This is a genomic window from Alteromonas sp. 1_MG-2023, from assembly GCF_030547075.1.
Taxonomy (GTDB): Bacteria; Pseudomonadota; Gammaproteobacteria; order Enterobacterales; family Alteromonadaceae; genus Alteromonas.
Genome location: NZ_JAUOQH010000003.1, coordinates 265,662 through 286,187 on the forward strand (window position 1 = coordinate 265,662; position 20,526 = coordinate 286,187).

The window sequence follows — 20,526 nt, forward strand, 5'->3', positions numbered from 1 at the left end:
AGTCTTTCCTTGATTACTTTTAATACCTAATATTTAATTTGATGATTAACTGCTGCTAAATAACAAATCTTTTTATAACGAAAATCATTACACAATTAATTAACAATACGTGGTTTATGCGCGTTTTTCTATACTCTTTTTCTCAAAACGCTACTTCGTATTTTTTTTCATTCTTTTACTTTGTGCTTCACGTTTCTCGTTTCGCTTTTCTTTTCTAGCTTGTTTATCTGGCGTGAGTGAACCGTCTTTAAAGCGTTGTTTGCGTTTGGCAGTATCTGCCGCTTTCTTAGCGGCGGCTTCTGCTATTTCACGCTTTTCTACTTCAATCATCTCTGGGGTTTCTAAAGTTATTCTGCCTAACTTACCCGACTGCAACTCGTTCAATAACACTTCACAAATTTTATGCAGATTGACCCGGCCGCCAGTCATGATGGCACCACGTTTTTTCGCTGCAGCTTCTAAAAATTCAATTTCAGTGTCGGGAATGTCTTCTAATTTGTAATTCGTTTTTAGCACTTCAGGATACGCTTTAATTAAATAATCGGCAGCGTAAAACCCTACATCGTCATATTCCATTGCGGTGTTCTTCACCGCCCCTGAAGACGCTAAACGATATATAGAATTGGGATTTTCCAGCTTTGGCCATAACACCCCTGGGGTATCGAAAAGCACAATGCCATCACCTAAATTAATACGTTGCTGGCTTTTAGTAACCGCTGGTTCATTACCGGTTTTAGCGATAATACGGTCGGCCAGAATGTTTATTAGGGTAGACTTCCCTACGTTCGGAATTCCCGTGATCATGGCTTTAATCGCTTTATGCTGCACATCTTTGTGTGCACAAATAGTTTTAATCAGCCCCATGACTTGTTTGCTGCTAGCGGGGTTGTCGCTAGAGGTAGTCAGGGTTTTCACCCCACGCTCAGATTCCAAGTATGCTTGCCACTGCGCCGTTATCTCGGGGTCGGCCAAGTCGTATTTATTGAGAATTTTTATGCACGGCTTATCGCCTCGTAATTTTGCAATCTCTGGGTTTTCGCTTGAAAACGGGATGCGGGCATCAAGTACTTCAATCAGTACATCTACCTGACTAAGCGATTCCTTAATCTCTTTAAGGGCTTTGTGCATGTGCCCAGGAAACCATTGTAAGGCCACTGTTATTATCCTTTTTGGGTGTGATGCAACCGTAATACCACGTAAATACCGCGTAAATACTACGCTAGTACCGCGCTTATATCGCTATGTCGCATTATCATTTTAATTTTTCGTATGCAGCAATTACACGTGCTTGCTGCATGCATTAAATTCCTGAACTGGCTACGGATGAAAAGCCGCGGTAGAAGACAATAGCATCTGGCTATCGGGACAACTCATAGACACACATGTTCACGGCGCTGGCCAAATTAAGCGAGTCTATTTTGCCACTACCAGCAATGGTATAGGGGGCTGCATTAAATTCAGAAAGTGTATTTTTAGGGACGCCTCTGGCTTCATTACCAAATAAATAGCACTCAAAATCTGCGAACGACGATGCGGTAACAGCTTCACCCGCCATATCTAAATAGGCAAAGCGATTAAAGCGCGATTGCAAGGCATCAAGAGAAATGTCTAATTCAATAGGCACATGAAAAATGGCCCCCATACTCGACCGCACCACTTTAGAGTTAAACGGGTCGACACTATTGGGGCTAAGCAGTAGAGTGAAATTACCAAACCAGGCTAACGTTCTGAGTATTGTACCTAAATTTCCTGGGTCCTGAACTTCGTGCAAATAAACATAGCGCTGCTTTTCATCTTGCTTGCGATGATGCACAGCTTCTTGTTTAGCGTCTTTTCTAACAGAAGTCACTGCGCCCGCTGTAGAACGAGGTAAAGGCACACAGGCAATTATACCTTGCGGCGTTTTAGTATCGCTTAGCTGTGACATTTGCTTTTGAGTGACATTAACAATCGTAAAGCCTGAGTTTAACGCCGTCGCCTTTTGTTCGAAATCATCTGTGATGTAAAGCGTAATTGATTCTGCACGAAGGTTTTCACTGAAATCAGCGTTAGCATTCACAGCTTTAACCAACTCCAGTACCAAATGCTCACCTTCCACTAAGTAAAAGCCGAATTGCCCACGGTATTTTTTCTGATGCAGCTTTTTAACATCATCAAGTTTCATCATATTGTTTTATCCGTTTTAAAAGGCAAAGGGTACAGGCGCTTTTTCAAGCGCTACTTTTTGGTTGCTCACCGCGCTAGTGTTTGCGCTTTTGTTCGCTTTGGAGAACGCTAGCGGGTGTATCAGTGAGCGCGCTAGTTAATCTTGTTCAAGCAGAGCAAGTTTATCGGGCACGCCGTTCCATACATCGGCATCTTCTGGCGCCGCCTTTATCTCAATGATGTTAGGCCATTTGGCGGCAAGTTCTTCGTTAATGGCCAAGTAGGGCTTTTGCGCATCTGTAAGGTGCGTATCTTGAACAATGGCGTCGGCAGGACATTCAGGTACGCATAATGCGCAATCGATGCAAATCACAGGATCTATAGCTAAAAAATTAGGTCCTTCAAAGAATGCATCTACTGGGCATACTGCAACACAGTCTGTGTACTTACAGTTTATGCAATTGTCTGTCACTACAAAGGTCATTTGCACCTACATGCTTGGTGTTATTAATTCAGGGGGCCAAGTTTAAATTAGCCTGTGTAAAACTCAAATTTCTTTTTCCTCTATTATTGTAAGAGAAATAACGCAATTAACCCACTGTTTACCCGCTATTGAAGCTAGTATTAGTACTGATGCTGATTTACCATACGCGCGCCCTGACGGAGAGGCCGTCCGGCAAAGCCAAGAGTACCTATTATTATGTTGCGTTTAACCGATATTAAATTACCGCTAGATCACGATGAAGTTGCGATAGAAAACGCAATTTTGAACAAGCTTCAAATTACTCAATCTATGCTTCTTGAAACCACGGTATTTAAACGCGGTTATGATGCGCGCAATAATAGAGATATCCAGCTTATTTACACCCTTGATGTAACGGTAGAAAACGAGGCGACACTGCTGGACAAGTTCGCCAAAGATACTAGCGTGCGGGTAACCCCTGATATGCGCTATAAGTTTGTTACTACCGCACCAAGTGATATAACAGACCGCCCTGTGGTGGTAGGTCTTGGCCCCTGTGGGTTATTTTCCGCACTGATATTAGCGCAAATGGGCTTTAAACCTATTGTTCTCGAGCGAGGCAAAGCCGTTCGTGAACGCACCAAAGACACCTTTGGTTTTTGGCGTAAACAGCCACTAAACCCAGAGTCGAATGTTCAATTTGGCGAAGGCGGTGCAGGCACGTTTTCTGACGGCAAGCTATATAGCCAAGTAAAAGATCGCAAGCACTATGGCCGAAAAGTACTGAACGAATTTGTTGCTGCTGGCGCACCTGAAGAAATTATGTATGTGAGTAAGCCGCACATTGGAACTTTTAAACTGGTGAGCATGGTAGAGAAAATGCGCGAGCAGATCATTTCTCTTGGCGGAGAAATTCGCTTTAGCACTCGGGTAGAACGCTTGGATTTGGACTGCACGGATTCAAAAACAAGTGCGCAAGCAAGCGCTAACTCAGAAACAGCGGCCCCAGCAAGTGCAGACTCAAAAAGCCATAAAATTAAAGGGCTTTTCTTATCTGACGGTAGTTACCTCCCCTGCACCAAAGTAATTATGGCGATAGGCCATAGCGCACGCGATACCTTTCAGTCGCTATATGACCAAGGTGTTTACATAGAAGCTAAGCCTTTCTCTATCGGATTTAGAATTGAACACGAGCAAAGCATGATCGACAGTTGTCGATTTGGCGAAAACGCAGGAAACCCTATTTTGGGCGCAGCCGACTACAAGCTGGTTCATCACTGTAGAAATGGCCGCACTGTCTATAGTTTTTGCATGTGCCCGGGTGGCACCGTGGTAGCCGCTGCATCCGAACCTGGCCGTGTCGTCACTAATGGCATGAGTCAATACTCTCGCCATGAACGAAACGCCAACAGCGCTATTGTGGTAGGTATTACCCCTGAAAAAGATTACCCAGAACACCCGTTGGCAGGCATAGATCTTCAGCGCAAACTGGAAGAACTAGCTTATAAAGTTGGTGGCGAAAACTACCACGCACCCGCGCAGCTTATTGGCGACTTTTTAGCAGGTAAGCCAAGTTCAGAGTTAGGTGAGGTTAAACCTTCCTATACTCCTGGCATTACCCTAACCGATTTAAGTAAAGTAGTTCCAGACTATGTTATTGAGTCTATCCGCGAAGCTATTCCAGCATTTAATCGTCAAATTAAAGGCTTTGCTAAAGCTGATGGCATGCTGACAGGCGTTGAAACACGTACTTCATCACCTGTTTGTATTAAACGTGACAGAAATTACGAAAGCGTGAATATTGAAGGCTTATACCCAGCCGGCGAAGGTGCGGGCTATGCGGGCGGTATTTGGTCAGCTGGTATAGACGGTATTCGTGTGGCAGAAGCTGCAGCACTTGCCCTTTATCCACAACAAGAAAACTAAAAAAGGGCCGTTAGGCCCTTTTCTCATTTGTTTTTCTCTTGTTCGCTTTTGTAATATTCGCTTTTTCTGCTTTCAAGAAAGCTCAATCACTGTTCATCACTCTGCACATATAACTCGCCATCGTAAAGGCCTTGAATGGTGAGTTTTTGATTGGATAAAGACCGCATATAGTTAATATGATCATCTTCAATTAGTTGCCCAGGAATAAGCAGTGGAATACCCGGCGGGTAAGGTGTCACTAATCCAGCGGCTATTCGCCCCGCACTGTCTTGCCAAGCGATAGACTCCCGCTTTCCGAAAAAAGCCTTAGACGGTAATTCGACTAAGTTAATGGGCGGAATAGTGGCAGGCATCACACTTCGGCTCTTACTCTTATTCAGCGAAACCTTACCTTCATCTAGCTTTTTAAGGGCATTATATAGCCTTACAATTTTAGAGCGCATGCCGCCTAATGTCAGCAAGACTAGAATGGTGCTAGGAGTAAACTTCTCTATTTCTAAACCCACTTCGTCCATCAAAAATCGATGAATTTCTTGATTCGAATATTCTAGCGCCGAAATATCAATAAGGATTTTAAGCGGATCGTGGCCCATATTGTCTTGTACAAAATGGGGGAATACACGCGCAAAGTCAGCTTTTTCTAAAATACGAATTCGACTAAAGCGCGCCACCTGCTGTTTTAACTCTTCCACGTTGGCTAATAATTCGTTAAGAATTTTATAGCCTTCCATTTCTAACTGCTGTCGACACACATCTAGCGATGCCATCAGCTGATACTTCGGCGATGTACTGGTGTGAATACTGTAAATCTCTTTAAAGAAGTCACGGTCGAAATCAGGATCGTTAACGTGAATAAACGAGGCCTGAGAGAACGCCGATACTACTTTATGCGCTGAGTGAGTAACGTAATCAGCACCCGCTTCAATAGCAGAATAATCTCTAAACTGAGGGTGAAATAAGGAATATGCAAACCATGCTTCATCGATAAACACTTTAATACCGTGCTTATGCCCTAGCGCTACCACTTGTTTTAAATCAGTCAGTAGTCCGTCGTAAGTACACCCGGTAAGCACAATCAGCTTTGCGTCAGTATTTGCTTCAATCAGTTCATCTAACTGCGACAAGCGAGGCGGGGAAAATATACCGTAGTCGGGATTAAACACGCTATCTAAATACACTGGCATAGCCCGGGCTTGCACAATGCCGTAGTGCACTGATTTATGGCAGTTCCTATCAGCAATAACTTTATCGCCTTCCCGCAATAAGGTTTGCAGAATAATTTTATTCGAGGTTGATGAACCATTGGTTACAAAATAAGACTGCCTGACTTCAAAGGTATTGGCGACATTCGCTTGAGCCCTGCCGATAGCGTGAGTACCATCTGAAAGAGAACCGAGGGAATCGACACTTACCGATAAATCGCTAACGAATACATTACGCCCAAAAAAGCGGTAAAAATCACTAATATAAGGAGAGTTTCTAAAGCTTGCCCCACCGCTGTGCCCTGGCGTATGCCAAGAATCATTGGCTTCTACCACATAGTCTTTGTACGCCGTCCAAAATGGGGTTTCGTTTCTGTCATCAAAGTCATTGATGATGTAACCCAGAATAGATTCAGGATCGGAAATAATATCATTGCGATAGAAAAACGACTCCATACCGCTAGCCTGATTTACGATATCTAAACCTTTTATAGCATCACCCAGCACATACACGGGTAATTCTCTACGGATGGCTTTAATGGCACTGATCACCAGCGCATTGTTTTCTAGCTTTTGTTTTTCTTTGTTGTCAGTTTGGCTAGATTCAGCTTCAGTTGTGCTGACTTCATCAAGCATAACTGCGGTATCCCAGCTAAATACCACAGCCTGTATTTCGCCGTCACTTCTTACCACATCAAGGGCGTGTGATACTGAAATTGCCTCGACAACACTCATTTCGATATCGGGTCTGTCGAACAATTCTATGGTAGAGCGAATACTGTCAGACAATTGTTCTAGCAATTCTTGTGAGTCTTCAATAATCAGAATTTTTAATTTTGGAAGCATAGTATGAGTAACGTAAGTAATTAGAAATAAGCTAAAAAAGTAGTGTACGCCTGAATTGTTATCTTGTCAGCGTTCCCAGCGCAATAAGAAAATTGAAATCTTGAACTAAGTATAAGCAAATACCAGTGCCCCTCATTATTTAAAAAAACTTGCTTCTTTGGACTACAAAAAACAAACTTCACACAAACAATATTGACCACAAAGAGGCAGTTATGGCTTTTGAATTAAAAATTGAAAACAAGGTAGCACTGATTACCTTTGATGACGGAAAAGTAAACGCAGTAGGCTTTTCTCTTATTGATGCGTTAAATAACGCATTGGATGAAGCTGAAGAAAAAGCTGATGCAGTAGTAATGTATGGCGGTGCCGATAAATTCTGTGGCGGATTCGACCTCTCAGTAATGAAAGCAGAAGATAAAACTGAACAAGTAAAATTAGTACAAGCTGGAGCCGATTTAATTATCAGGCTGTACAGCTACCCTAAGCCTCTTATAGTTGCGGCCGAAGGCCACAGCATAGCATTAGGCGCGATATTCTTGATGGCCGCCGACTTACGCATTGGTAAAGATGGCGACACTAAATATGGCTTAACTGAAACGGCTATCGGCATGGTTTTACCTGCGTTTGGTATGGAACTGGCGAAGTCGCGTTTAGCCCCTACTTCTTTAACCGAAGCGTTACTGTTTTCGCGCGTATATCAAGGGAAGGAAGCGGTAAAAGTAGGTTATTTGGATGCAGCAGTACCTCAAGAGCAAGTTCTTACTACCGCAATGGGCTATGCTGAAAAACTTAAAATGTTGCCTGCGAAAGCGTTTGCTGAATCAAAATTACAGCTTCGCAAAGAAACGCTATCTAAAATGCGTGGATAGCTTCGCCTTGCAGCTTAGGCATTTTAACTTAAAAGTTATAACCTAGGTCTTCAACGTAACGATTACGTAAAGAGGTGCTTGGTATACACTTAAAAATGCATTTAAGTTATAGTCTTAAACGATTAAATGGCACCCTTGAGTGCCATTTTACTTTGTACAGGTTAACCCCTTGGCTAATGCACTGCACCTGAGGTTTCTTCAATTTTTGCTTGAAGCTCTCCTCGCAAACCCAATTCGAAGCCAAGTTCTGCAACCACAAACAACGGCCCAATAGCCAAGCCCATAATATCGTCTACGAAGGCTGGTTTCTTGCCTTCAAAATGATGCCCAACAAATTGTAAAACCCAACCGCCAACAAAAATACCAATTGAAGCAGATAGCCATATCCACGTAGCGCTTTGTGCTAAAGGCTGTGCGATGTAAAGCAAAATCCCTGTTAACACCACCATAGTTAAGCCAAGTTTCACATCTAACTTTAAGTAAAATACATTACCTATTACCCACACGAACAACGCAGGGCTTAGCAGTAATGCCCCTACAAATGGCGCCGTAACTTCAAAAGCCGGGCGGCTTAACAAGCTTAAAAACGCAAAAACGATAAGGGGAATACCAATGTAATGGGTAAAGATATTACGCTGATCTCTATGATATTTAGCGTACTCACTTAAATGCTGCTCAAGGGTTTTCATTTAGCTACCTATAAACTTTTTCTTATACTGAGGAGAGATTATCGAGAAAAAGCACTTCACACTGTCGTAAAGCCGACAATTAGGTCAAATGGATAGCAGTGTTTATTCAAAAATAGAGCGTGGATAGGTGCGTGGAAATATTGCCGCTTATTTGGTATTGCGTGTCTTGTTGAGAAATTTCGAAATAGTGCATGGCATAGTCGGTACCAGCGTAGGCGGTACCAGCACAGTTGGCACCAGTAGGGCGAAACTCCTAAAAAAAAGGTTTAATCGCAAAAGCCACTAAAAATTGCCTTATCCCTCAATATAACTTACCTTTTCGAAGACAAAGATAAAACTAAAAATCATTGAGTTATCAATTCTACAAGGATGTTTCATGCGCAAGGCCGTTCGCTTTAGGGTACTTTACTTATTATTTGCCGTTGCTACCTACGTTTTAGGCTTCACCTTATTACCAGAAACCATTAGCTCTTCATTCGACCAGATACTTTCTGCTGGCTTCCTGATTGCCTACTTTGTAATACTGCCCGCTGCTTTTTGGTTTTGCGTAATTAAAATCGGTGAGCAGAAAAAATGGAAGATCATAATTCCTTTCAGTATTGCCAGCGTGGTGGCCCGTTATTCTATGCCCGCTTCTCTTGCTAGTTACTTTGAATTGTTAAGCTGGGTACGCTACCCCGTTATTGCCATACTGCTTATTATCGAGTTTGTGGTTATTTATCACGTGGTTTCCATGCTTTGGAAATCAAGAAAGTTAAAAGGTGACCCTCGAATTAACGCCTTAATTGACAATATTGATGCGGACGATAAGAAAAGAGAAATAACCTTAATTATGGCGAGCGAACCGGCAAGCTGGTATTACGCTATTCCTAAATTCACAAGAAACCATACTGCTACTTTGGCCAACTTATCCTTACTTAGCGCCAAACGATGGCACTTCGCATTAGTACTGCTAGGTTTAGTTGCTGTGACGTGGGTGTCTTATTCTTTGCTAATTTTATGGAGTGAAATTGCCGCCATTATTGTCGCCTCGGTCATCTTCTACGGCATTATCAGTGTGACGGCGAGTCATCGAATTAGCAGGCGCTTTTCTGTTTATTGTCACAACAAGCACCTTATTGTAAATGCCACTTTTTTCAATCTACTTTTTATTCCTTTATCTCACCTTCAAACCTGTAAAGCAGGCGAGTGGGAGTGCGACAAAGAGCAATTGAAAATAGGTCGCGGCATGGCGAATATCAAGCTTACGTTTTCAACCCCCGTTTATTGGTTCACGCTGATGGGTACCTTTTGTGAACGCCCTACCGAAGTCTATTTATGTGTAGATGCACCACATGAACTCGTGAATTCTCTAAATACTGGTTACTTAACAACTGGGGATTTGAGCGCTGAGACAACCAATGACAATATTGATAAACAAGCGTGTGCTTAACGACGGCACCCTAGTCAGGTAATCAATATACTAATGCAAAGGTGTTTTGAAGCGGTGGCTATTTTAAAAAGAAGGTATTTAAAAAGAAGCTGTTTTATAAAAAACTTTAGCGCGATTAAGGCGACAGGGTTTAAGAAGGTTTTTAGTGTGGTTAGTTGCTTAAATAATGCGATATATAGTGGGTAAATAAAACACCGCCTTAGCTTGAATAAGCTGAGGCGGTGTTAAGTATTACGGCTAATTATTACGGTGCTTTTCAGCAGTGTTTTTTACCGTATAAAACGCTATTACAGAGACGTTTTTAATTCTATGCGAGCAGTCGCACCGTCACCAATAGTCACGTTGTTAATACCGCCACCAACAAGGTAATTGGTATCAAATACGTTTTCTACATTTAACCTTACATCAACTTGTTTACCCATGATATCAGTTCGGTATGTAGCACCTATATCAACACGACTGTAAGCGTCTTTTAGCACAGTATTGGCGTTGTCAGCATAGCGCTCGCCTTGGTAAAAGATACCCGCATTTAATGCTAATTTTTCAGTAACTTCGTAGCGACTCCATAATGATGCAGACCACTTAGGTGCATCAACCGGCGTGTTACCTTCAAAGTTTTCATCTTTTTCATACTCAGCATCTAAATACATCATAGATGTCATCACAAACCATTTGTCGCTAACCGCACCTTGTGCAGCAAGTTCTAAGCCTCTGTGAGTTTGCTTACCAGATTGGGTGGTAACTGTGGTGTAAAGGGGGTCATTCAATAACTGCTCTGAAATAAGAGTTCCCGTTTTTTCTATGTTAAATAGCGCACCATTCAACAATAGACGTTCCGACACTTCCCACTTCGCGCCCAACTCTACTTGCTTCGAAGTAGTTGCGTCTAATTCCATACCAAAGTTTTGATCAAGTTCGTCTTCAATGGTTTCACTTGATTGAGGCTCAAACCCTTCTGAGTAGTTCACATATATTGTGCTGTTCTCTGCTGGGTGATACAACACACCCACTTTTGGCAATAAAGATTCGTTGTCAGCACCTTCACGGCTTTGCTTATCGAAGCGCCCACCAATGGCAACCTGCCATTGATCGTTGAATGTCATCAAATCTTGGAAATACACACCGTAATAATCGTATTCAGTAGTACTTAACGTTTCATCATTATTGAAATTTAAATCTGGTTTAGCAGGCTCAGTTTGTCCTACGGTGTAGGTGATTGAGTCCCCTCTTTCAATAAGCTGACCATAATAATAGTCCAGTGCATTTCCGCCAATAAGGATATTGTGCTCAATGCCACCAAATGAAACTTCACCGTTAAAATCGATAAACGCGGTTTTAAATTGCCAATCGTCTGAACGATCGTAAGGGTTAGAGGTATAGCTGTTACCTATCTGATAATCGGCAGGTAGCCCAGGCGATGATTCGAAACGCTGTCTTTCAAACGTTTGCTCGTTGTAACCCACTTTCATTTGCCATTCTGGGTTCATGAAATAGGTTAATTTAACCCCTTTATTTTCAACATGAATATCAGTGAACGCCCAAGAGAAGTCGTTAATCGTGTTTCTATCGCTTATTACGTTAGCATCTTCATCTAACCATGCGCCGGTATCTAAACCCGCTTTATCGTTAGTGCGATCGTAGTAAGCATTGACTATTAAGCTGTCGTTAATTTTATGCTCAAGCACCAATGAACCTAGGAAACGATCACGCTCTCTTGTTTCGCCATTTTGATATTCGCGATCAAAATTAACATCCTGCTTTACTAATACCGCGCGATAACCTGTATCTTCGGTAATCTCGCCACCTGCATCTAACATAAATCGCGTTGAACCATACTGATCGGTATCTGCGCTAATTTCCAGCAAACGAGATGCAGTTGGTTGCTTAGTTACCATATTAATTAGACCACCTGGCGCAGACTGACCGTATAGAATACTAGATGGGCCTTTAATGACCTCTACTCTTGAAAGCGTTTCTATAGGCTGCTGATAGTGAGACCAATGTTGATGTCCATCACGTAAATAGCCGGTAGATGAGCTTAATTCAAAGCCACGAGAGCTGAATACTTCACGGTTTCGTTGTTTAGAGCCCGGCGACAAACTGGCATCGTTATTCAGTACTTCACCTAACGTTGTTGCAAGTTGCTCATCTATAATAGTTTCTGGGATTACTGTAACGGCCTGAGACGTTTCAAGTAATGAAACATTCGCGCGCATGGCACCAGAAGCATCACCTACTTTATAGTCGTTAAAATAGGTACCTTTTACGTTGATCACTTCTACTTCGCTTTCGCTTGTCATTGTTTCTTCTGCGTAAGCCGCATTCGATAATGCAATGCTTCCAACGCTCAGACCCAAGCCTAGACTCAAACTTTTGCCTAACTTAAGGCCTAAACGAACTTTTACTGACGTACGACTACGTTGCATGAAGATTTTCCTATACAAAATACTGACAATGGCTTCAAAAAACCGATGCTACCACAAAGACAAATGATAAACATTCACATTCAGCCATTCTTATGTTTTAGGAAAGCTAATAACTCAATTTAAATAGATATAGAAGAAGAAAATCTTATTTAACACACAATATATCAATAGTTATTGGCCCCATAGCCCAGACAAACGGTTACTCCAACAGTAAAAAGATACGCTATCCATCTCATCTTTTTTAAAGCGACTCGCCAAGTTCTAGTAGGCGATGCCTGAAAGAAAAATTCCAAGTGAAGTAACGCTGCGCGACATTAAGTATATCCCGTTAAAAATGAGGGGCTAAAAATTGGCGCACACCCAACATCAAATGAGAATTATTGTCAATTGAAACGTGATATTTAAGTGAGTATTAGTCGTGTTTCTTTACACTTTCATTATCCTAAAGTATTAACCGCATGATAATAGTAGTTTAAATTTTAGGCACAATGTTTGCTTTTCGTACTCCTGAAGGATAGCTGTACCTTCTAAATGTACTAGATCTAAATTTTAGAAACCCAAAGGAAATTAGGAAATGAACGCTTTATTGAAAAAAGGAATTGCTACAGCAGCGTTAGTCGTGGCACTAGCTTCACCCGCGCAAGCGGCGTTAATTGATATCGAACTTTCTTTAGTTATAGATGTTTCAGGTAGTGTTGATACAAATGAATATAACTTACAAATGGATGGTTATGCACAGGCATTTCGTGATGCCAGCGTAATTCAAAATATTGAAAATTCGACGCACGGAATTGCGGTAAATGCGGTATTTTTCGCAAGCAATTACTACAATACTGTTTTAGATGCATTTACAGTTTTGCAAACTGCAGCAGATGCAACGAACTTTGCTAATATATTAGATACTTTTATACGCCCTGGTAGTGGCGGAACTGTTATAAGCTCAGGTATTGATAGAGCGGTTGAACTATTGCTAGCAAATGATTTAGATGCAACGGTTGGCACTGTAATTGACGTATCTGGAGATGGTACAAGTTTTTACGATAACACTGTTTCTCGCGACGCAGCAGTAGCAGAAGGATTTACTATCAACGGTATTGCGATTGGTGGAGACACAATAACTGATTACTATCGGGATAATGTTATTGGTGGTACCGATGCATTTGTTATTGAAGCTACAACATTTGAAGATTTCGAAAATGGTATTATCAGTAAGCTTCAAATCGAAACGCAAACTGCGCCAGCGCCTACACCTGTGCCAGCGCCAGCTGGTGTCGCAATTATGTTATTAGCCGGTATGGGGTTAATACTTTCTAGAAAATTAAAACGCTAAATTATCCATAATCATTAAGAGGCGCAGCTGTATTTAATAACAATGCACGCAGCGCCTCTTCATACGATATTGACTCCGATTAAACAATTCCGCCATTAGCCCGCAACACCTGCCCGTTTACCCAATGCCCTTCGTCACTGGCTAAAAAATTGACTACATTGGCAATGTCTTCTGGCTGCCCTAACCTTTCCATAGGGCTCATGTTGGCAAGCTTATCGATGAATTCTTGGGACTTACCCTCGGTAAATAAATCAGTTTCAGTAGGCCCTGGCGCTACGCAATTAACCGCAATATTTTTCCCTCTTAACTCTTTCGACAAGATAGCGGACATGGTTTCCACCGCAGATTTAGTCGCAGCATATACGCCATAACGCTCTAATTTAAGCCCCACTACACTGGTCGACAAATTAATAATACTTCCGCCTTCATGAAGCTGGGTTGTTGCTAACCGGAGCATGTTAAATACCCCTTTCATATTAACGTCGAATTGCTTGTTAAAATCGTCATCGCTCGTTTCGTTTAGTGGTGAAAGCGCCATAACGCCTGCATTGTTCACTAGCACATCTACCCTACTGAACGTCTTTAATGCTGTATCAAACAACATTTTTGATTGCTCAGGTTTAGATACATCTGCTTTTACTGCAATCGCCTGCCCACCTTTACTTATGATTTTATCAACAAGTTCATTTGCTGCATCTGCACTACTGGCATAGTTTATAACCACTGCAAAATTATTTGCCGCCAGCTTTTTAACGATACTTGCACCAATACCTTTAGCCCCGCCTGTCACCAAGGCTACTTTTACATTTTCCATATGCCACCTACCGTTTACTTTTTCCAATACTGTTTCAAATAAGGGTTCAAATGCAGTGTCAATCAATATTGCATTAACTCAGAGCGCAAACCTACCTACAATTCATACCCACGCTAAAGGTAGAAAGATTGATTTGGTTTGAAAAATCTTGTCTTAAGCTGAATTAAAATGCGTCTTCAGACTGAGCTTTAGAAATTGATTTTGTATCCGTTTTTTTGAATTTATGATCTAAAAATGTAAACCTACAAATAAAAATCATTTTTATTTGCATTAATGATATTTAAACTTTAGTCTACGGCCTCTTTAGAATGTATTGTGCAAAAAACACGCACAAATTACAGCCCTATTTGCAAGGAGCAATAAAGGTGAACTCTGCAGTATTCATAGGCGCATTCGTCTGTTTAATGGCTAACCTCGTGTTTTACATTGGCTGCCCGAACCAACAATGGTTTATGAAAAGACCACTATCATTTAATACCGCGCTATTCCTTTCCTCAGCGCTTTTAGTGATTAGCACATTTATTTTCAGCTCGACATTCTCATTACCTGCCGCTATCTATACCGTTATCACACTATGTATGCTGTTGTTGGGTACTATTCCCTTATTCACGCGCTACACGGCACCACTTAAATCGGGCAGTTCGCGCGGTACAGGGCTCAGCAGAGACGAGAGTTACGCTACCTATAAGCCACATTGGTGGTTAAAAATTATAGGTGCAACGCTTATCAGTTTTCCTTTCGGGTTATTCACTAGCAGCTTAATAAGTGCGCTTTTCTTTTCCGACACCCCATTAGATGTGAGAAGCCAATTCTTAATGTGGCTGATAGTTCCTTTTTGGTTAACGCCATTGAGCCTTATCTTTTTTGCCAAAAAACCTTGGCCACCGCTGGTTCTGCTCGCACTTATCACACTATTAGAATATGCAGTTTTACAGGTTCAGGGATAACACCAATGAAATTACAGAACTATAAAAGCTATCAACAAGTACATATTTGGACCGGTATTATCTCAGGCTTACTGCTGTTTATTTGCTTTGTAGCCGGTGCATTAACTATGTTCAAAGCGCCATTGAATGTGTGGGCTATGCATGAAAAAAACACGCTACCCGCAATTGAACTAAACCAATACGATGGCCTGATTAAAACAGTACTGCAAACTTACCCTGAAGCAGGCAAAGAGATGACGGTTTATCTTCCTTCAGCCCACCCGAATCACGCCCCCGTTACTTGGACTATTGAAGACGAAGCTACGCATACACACACCTTTTGGCATGCTTCATTAGATAGCTCAGGGGAGTTGATAAGTGAGCAGACTCACATTTCAGCTATTGGCGATTTTCTCGACCATATTCACCGTACCGCGGGTATTCCAGGGGGCGACGACCACGATGCGGTAGGGATATTTGTGATGGGTTTCGTGTCTATTTTATACTTTGTGGCCATAGTATCTGGGTTGGTTATTTTCTTACCCACATGGTTTAAGGATTTATTTAGCTTACGGAAAAAGAAAAACGGAAAACGGTTCTGGGTCGATTTTCATAATATTCTTGGCATTTCCGCTCTGCCCTTTCACATTATCATTGCCGTCACTACTGTGGTGTTTGCTTACCACGACATTCTATATGGCAGCATGCAGCAATGGGTTTATCAAGACAGCCCAATGTTTAATCGCCCCGCGCCAACCGAGATGGACAGAAGCCTTGATAAGTTAATCTCTATCGAGCAACTAACCAAAGAAATAACCGATATAGAGCCAAGCTTTGAAATTGCAGAACTTGGCTACTCTGGATTAGGCACGCCTAGAGCCCGAGTGCTAGTGGGTGGTGAATTAGTGGGAGAAATCATACGCGGTCCCGACTATGCGTATTGGGTTACCGATCCCTACACGGCCTCTTCAGGTTATACCGCTATGCTGCCATCTATTTCAGGTGTGCCGGGTAAGGTAGTGAATAGTTTCTTTACATTACATTTTGGCGGATTTGGTGGCGCGTTTATTCACTGGGTTTACTTTGCTATGGGCTTAAGCGGCGCGCTGTTATTTTTAACGGGCAACGTGGTTTGGGTGGAATCGCGACGTAAAAAACAGTTAAAAAATAGCGCTACAGTAGAACAGAAACGCTCCGTTGTTATTATGGCCAGACTTACCACTGGTGTATGTGCAGGCACGGTTGTAGGGATTATTTTATCTTTACTGGCTGCAAAAGTGTTCTCAATCGATAATCCTAACATACGTACTTATCAGCTTATCGCCTACTACATCGGCTTTTTCGCGCCCGTGATCTACAGCTTCATTGTGTCGCCAATAAAAGCTGCTATCCATTCATTGTATCTGTCGTGTTTGCTACTGCTTGCCACTATTGGCATTACCCTTTATTTCAACAGTAGCAGTTTATCAGCCAGCATCGATATTGGGGTTTGCTTAGTATCAGTTCTGATATTAATACCTCTTTTGCTCACCGCTCGTCATTTGCAAAAACGCCGTTCGGTTATTCCCACCGACTCAGTGTGGGCCTAGTCAAATGCCAGACAAACACAAACTAAAATGTAAACAAGCAGTTTCTCAGTAAAGAAGGTTGCGCTAGCCGTTGGCGCAACCTGATTACTTTTTAACTGCGATTTTTAAACAAAAAAAGCAATAAGAATAAGAGCTTCGTCATAAATAGCCACAGCACATAATTACATTTACCGAAAGGAAAACACTATGAAACTCATCTCAACATCAATGCTTTTACCAAGTACATCTTTGCTCGCACTCGCCATTTCTTCTGCCATAAGCGGCGTGCATGCACAAGAGATACAAACCCCAGATAGAGATATTTCTGACATTGAAAAGATTGTGGTTATTGGTGAAAAAGCGAATCGCTCACTAAAAGACTCAACTACCTCGATTTCCGTTTTAACCGAAGAGGCCATTAATAACACCCAATATAAATCGGTGTCTGACGCCATATCTGATATTGCAAATGTCGTGGTTCAAACAGGCTCTTTACCTGATATTCGAGGTGTATCCGGCAATGGTGCAGCGGGAGGGTTTAACTCTATATCTGGCGGCGCAAATGGCCGGGTGATGACATTAATTGATGGTGTATCACAACCTTTTGTGGCTGATTTAACCGGCGACTCTGGTATGTGGGATTTACAACAGATTGAAGTATACCGCGGCCCGCAATCTACCAGTAATGGGCGTAACAGTATTGGTGGCGCAGTCTACATTAAAACTAACGATCCTAGCCAAGAATGGGAAGGTGCTGCTCGTGTAGGTTATAGAAATAACGACCAATACATAGATACCGCAGGAGTAATTTCAGGGCCGCTTATTGAAGATAAACTCGCGTTTCGTTTGAGCGTTCAAAACTTGAATGCCGATACCATTACCGATGGTGAGGGTTATGAATCTAACCCACCAGGCTATGATATCGATAAAATTAAAACCCAGCGCGTGCGTGGTAAATTGCTATGGACGCCGAATGATGATTTATCTTTCACGCTGTCTCATACCTACAATAATGAAGAAGGCGATACCGGCCGCGTTTATTATGCGCTAGAGAATTTGGAAGAATACAACCGTATTTATTATCGCGATATCAGCACAGAATCTTCGACAACTGCGTTGAATACCCAGTACGTAATTTCTGACGATGTATCCTTCGATATGCTGATTTCATTCATGGACTATGAATGGGGTTTCGATACTTACGAAGCCTCTGACGATGCTGAGCAAACCCTAATTTTTGATGAAACCAATGTAACGGTAGATGCAAAAATTAACTTTGCCTTACCGAGTAGCAACATTGATGGTTTTGTTGGCCTGTATTATTTCGAGCGTGAGCAAGATATTTTGAGCACAGGCGCTTACCCCTACTACGGTAGCGATGAAAGCGAATCTATCGCAGTGTATGGTGAAACCACGTTTGCGCTTTCTGACAAAATTAACATTATTGCCGGTGTACGGGTAGAACGTGAGAGTCAGTTCAGACATTTTGTTTATGAACCCATAGATTCTGAACTTGATGATGATACCAACATATTTTTGCCGAAATTCGTTATTCAGTATGCATTTACACCACAAACCACGTTAGCGTTTAGTGCGCGCAAGGGCTATAACGCAGGCGGTGGTGCGCTCAACTTCACAGCGCAAGAGTACTATTACTATGAAGAAGAGAAGGTTAATACGTTCGAGCTAAGCAGCCGCACACAGTTTGAAAATGGTACTGGTTTTATTAGTGCCAACATTTTCTACAACGACTACGATGGCTTTCAAGCACTAAGCTCTACACGCTTCATTACCAATATGCCAAGTGTGGCGACATACGGCGCTGAGTTAGAAGTGCATGCCAACGTAACCGATAGCATAGAAGTGAACGCTGGAATGGGGCTACTTCATTCAGAGATTAAAGATGCCGGCGCGGATTACACCGATGCGCAGGGCAATGAATTAAACTCAGCCCCAAGCTTTAACGCTAATGTAGGTGCCAAATATTGGGTGACAGATGCCATCAGCGTTGGCGGCTCGGTTCGTTACATTGGCGAATACTTTGGCGACTTCACCAATACCGCAGAACGGGTTGCTGGGGATTATACAATAGCCCGCTTTACCGCTAACTATACCTCTGACAACTGGCTACTTACTGCATATTTAGATAACGCATTTGATGAAGATGCACTGGTATCGCAAGAGCCTGATAGTGCACGCTACCCTGGAGGTTATGCCGCCATTGTCGACCCTAGAACTGTTGGCGTATCGGCTACTTATCGCTTTTAGTCTTTAGCTTTAGCTTTAGCTTTAGCTTTAGCTTTAGCTTTAGTAGATAGGAAAACCGTTAGAAATAGTACAGGGCATCAAAAGATGCCCTTTTTACGTTCGGTTATTCATTCTTCTATTTTAAATCTTTCGTATGTCTTTGTGTCTGTATCAACAGACGTCAACTCCCCGCTTGAATCATAGACCTCAGTACTTGTAACAATCACAAAAGCCTTGATAGTAGTAAAAGTATTCACGGTTGTTAACACACTTCCCCCATCTGCCAAAGACGTGGTGGTCGTTGATATGTCAGCGCCAGTAGGCACTGCAGTGACGGGGGGCTCCGTTTCTAGTCCTTCAGCGACGTTAGGGATTAGTGTTGCTTCAAGAGATACGGTTTCAACATATATCGCCTCCCCGTCGGCGTTATACCCTGTCACGGTTAACGTATTCTCCGACCGCGCTGCGGTTACACAATTCGATGAACAAGCAAACACATGATGGGTAAATAAACCGCTACTCAATAACAAAACACACAAAGTTAAATGCTTCATTTCACGCTCTTTAGCACACAAGTATGTTTAAATATTATACTGAAAGATATTAAACGAATTGCATTTACCAAAGATTTACACTTACGAATTAGAGAGTTACAGAGGAGTGTTGAAATTTATTAACCACTATTTTTTAGTCCCTATCTATTACCTTTGAGATATTAGCCCTTACGGGCTGCATCAAACACTATCAAGCAGATTCAAGCGTTCGTATTTACTAATACAATTAATATTCGTATATTTGCTTCAGTAATTTTTGGAGCCTAACCTTCCATGTAACTGCTTGTAAAATCAGAATTTCGTCAGTAATCGATTTTTCGGAAGGCCACCTACAACCTTGGTGCTTACTGCGGCAAGTATATAATTGAAGAAATTAGGAGTGTTTACGCTGCGTGGCTGACACTGTTAACAAGGAGGTTCGAATAGACTAGGATGCTGATAATTAAAAGCATATATCTAACCGCGGTTAGATATGTTTTCAAAGGAACTCGAGTAGGGTTAAAGATAACTCAAAAGGAATTTATAACAATGCAAACAACATCACATCGAGTATATAAACCAACACAAGCATATATCTCAGCAACATGGGCTTCCCTTGCGATTGGGGTTATTGGCTACCTTGTTGGATTATGGAACGCCAACATTTTACTCAATGAAAAAGGCTATTATTTAGCAATTTTCATTCTAGCCATGTTTTCAGCCGTAACCTTACAAAAGACGGTAAGAGATAAACAAGAAGGCCTACCAACCACCGCTGTTTTCGTTGGCATGTGTTGGGCAGCTTTTTTTAGTGCTGTTGCCCTGCTGGGTATAGGCCTTTTTAACGCCGACATGTTCCTAAGTGAAAAAGGATTTTACGGTATGGCATTTATACTTAGCTTATTTTCTATCATTACCGTTCAGAAAAATATCCGCGATTTAACCAATGAAGATGGAAGCACTTTATCATCAGCTTACCCTGGGGTAGCGAATAGCATTGATGTCGCACTCGAAACTACCGATATAGTGGGCGAGTAAACCGAAATGGGGTCAGAGTACTTTACTGGTTACTAATATACTCTGGCTCTACTATTTAGCGCTCCTCTTCCG

At 42.0% G+C, this 20,526-nt stretch carries 16 protein-coding genes; 8 read left to right on the plus strand and 8 right to left on the minus strand.

Features of this window, described 5'->3' with window-relative positions:
* Positions 1-150: 150 nt before the first annotated feature.
* From ylqF to fdxA, 3 genes are all read right to left on the minus strand, one after another.
* Positions 151-1,155, minus strand: coding sequence for a ribosome biogenesis GTPase YlqF (gene ylqF, locus Q4561_RS04830; RefSeq protein WP_303457994.1), 1,005 nt, complete (start codon positions 1,153-1,155; stop codon positions 151-153).
* 202 nt (positions 1,156-1,357) lie between these two features.
* Entirely contained in the window at positions 1,358-2,164 is an 807-nt protein-coding gene (locus Q4561_RS04835) for an RNA methyltransferase (RefSeq protein WP_303458127.1), read from the minus strand.
* Positions 2,165-2,302: 138 nt separating this feature from the next.
* Positions 2,303-2,629 (minus strand): ferredoxin FdxA, encoded by a 327-nt coding sequence (fdxA, locus tag Q4561_RS04840; RefSeq protein WP_303457995.1) that lies wholly within the window; start codon positions 2,627-2,629, stop codon positions 2,303-2,305.
* A gap of 216 nt (positions 2,630-2,845) precedes the next feature.
* Between fdxA and Q4561_RS04845 the strand changes: the two genes are divergently transcribed.
* Complete coding sequence (locus Q4561_RS04845; RefSeq protein WP_303457997.1) at positions 2,846-4,534, plus strand: NAD(P)/FAD-dependent oxidoreductase; 1,689 nt, start codon at positions 2,846-2,848, stop codon at positions 4,532-4,534.
* Positions 4,535-4,620: 86 nt separating this feature from the next.
* Here Q4561_RS04845 and Q4561_RS04850 read toward each other — a convergent pair whose 3' ends face one another.
* On the minus strand, positions 4,621-6,582 hold the full coding sequence (locus tag Q4561_RS04850) for an aminotransferase class I/II-fold pyridoxal phosphate-dependent enzyme (protein ID WP_303457999.1): 1,962 nt from the start codon (positions 6,580-6,582) through the stop codon (positions 4,621-4,623).
* Between the two features lie 212 nt (positions 6,583-6,794).
* On the opposite strand from Q4561_RS04850, the gene Q4561_RS04855 reads away from it, so the two are divergent.
* On the plus strand, positions 6,795-7,451 hold the full coding sequence (locus Q4561_RS04855) for a crotonase/enoyl-CoA hydratase family protein (RefSeq protein ID WP_303458001.1): 657 nt from the start codon (positions 6,795-6,797) through the stop codon (positions 7,449-7,451).
* A 173-nt stretch (positions 7,452-7,624) separates the two neighbouring features.
* On the opposite strand, the gene Q4561_RS04860 is transcribed toward Q4561_RS04855, so the two are convergent.
* Complete coding sequence (locus Q4561_RS04860; protein WP_303458003.1) at positions 7,625-8,140, minus strand: DUF962 domain-containing protein; 516 nt, start codon at positions 8,138-8,140, stop codon at positions 7,625-7,627.
* A 376-nt stretch (positions 8,141-8,516) separates the two neighbouring features.
* On the opposite strand from Q4561_RS04860, the gene Q4561_RS04865 reads away from it, so the two are divergent.
* Positions 8,517-9,572 carry a hypothetical protein gene (locus Q4561_RS04865; RefSeq protein ID WP_303458005.1) on the plus strand — a complete coding sequence of 352 codons (1,056 nt, stop codon included), beginning with the start codon at positions 8,517-8,519 and terminating at the stop codon, positions 9,570-9,572.
* A 287-nt stretch (positions 9,573-9,859) separates the two neighbouring features.
* Here the strand turns inward: Q4561_RS04865 and Q4561_RS04870 are convergent, their stop codons facing one another.
* The gene (locus Q4561_RS04870) at positions 9,860-11,872 is read right to left on the minus strand and encodes a TonB-dependent siderophore receptor (protein WP_303458128.1); all 2,013 of its coding nucleotides are present in this window, start codon (positions 11,870-11,872) and stop codon (positions 9,860-9,862) included.
* A gap of 700 nt (positions 11,873-12,572) precedes the next feature.
* Here Q4561_RS04870 and Q4561_RS04875 point away from each other — a divergent pair.
* The gene (locus tag Q4561_RS04875; RefSeq protein WP_303458007.1) at positions 12,573-13,328 is read left to right on the plus strand and encodes a DUF1194 domain-containing protein; all 756 of its coding nucleotides are present in this window, start codon (positions 12,573-12,575) and stop codon (positions 13,326-13,328) included.
* Between the two features lie 79 nt (positions 13,329-13,407).
* Here the strand turns inward: Q4561_RS04875 and Q4561_RS04880 are convergent, their stop codons facing one another.
* On the minus strand, positions 13,408-14,142 hold the full coding sequence (locus Q4561_RS04880) for an SDR family oxidoreductase (protein WP_303458009.1): 735 nt from the start codon (positions 14,140-14,142) through the stop codon (positions 13,408-13,410).
* A 365-nt stretch (positions 14,143-14,507) separates the two neighbouring features.
* Here Q4561_RS04880 and Q4561_RS04885 point away from each other — a divergent pair, with 365 nt between their 5' ends.
* The 3 genes from Q4561_RS04885 (at position 14,508) to Q4561_RS04895 (ending at position 18,904) form a co-directional block, all read left to right on the plus strand.
* Positions 14,508-15,089: a hypothetical protein gene (locus tag Q4561_RS04885; protein WP_303458011.1), complete on the plus strand. Its 582-nt coding sequence runs from the start codon at positions 14,508-14,510 to the stop codon at positions 15,087-15,089.
* 5 nt (positions 15,090-15,094) lie between these two features.
* Entirely contained in the window at positions 15,095-16,657 is a 1,563-nt protein-coding gene (locus Q4561_RS04890) for a PepSY domain-containing protein (protein ID WP_303458013.1), read from the plus strand.
* Between the two features lie 186 nt (positions 16,658-16,843).
* On the plus strand, positions 16,844-18,904 hold the full coding sequence (locus Q4561_RS04895) for a TonB-dependent receptor (RefSeq protein ID WP_303458015.1): 2,061 nt from the start codon (positions 16,844-16,846) through the stop codon (positions 18,902-18,904).
* 107 nt (positions 18,905-19,011) lie between these two features.
* Here Q4561_RS04895 and Q4561_RS04900 read toward each other — a convergent pair whose 3' ends face one another.
* On the minus strand, positions 19,012-19,437 hold the full coding sequence (locus Q4561_RS04900) for a hypothetical protein (RefSeq protein ID WP_303458017.1): 426 nt from the start codon (positions 19,435-19,437) through the stop codon (positions 19,012-19,014).
* Positions 19,438-19,965: 528 nt separating this feature from the next.
* On the opposite strand from Q4561_RS04900, the gene yiaA reads away from it, so the two are divergent.
* Positions 19,966-20,454, plus strand: a complete 489-nt coding sequence (gene yiaA, locus Q4561_RS04905) for an inner membrane protein YiaA (RefSeq protein WP_303458019.1) — start codon at positions 19,966-19,968, stop codon at positions 20,452-20,454.
* The last annotated feature ends 72 nt before the right edge of the window (positions 20,455-20,526 follow it).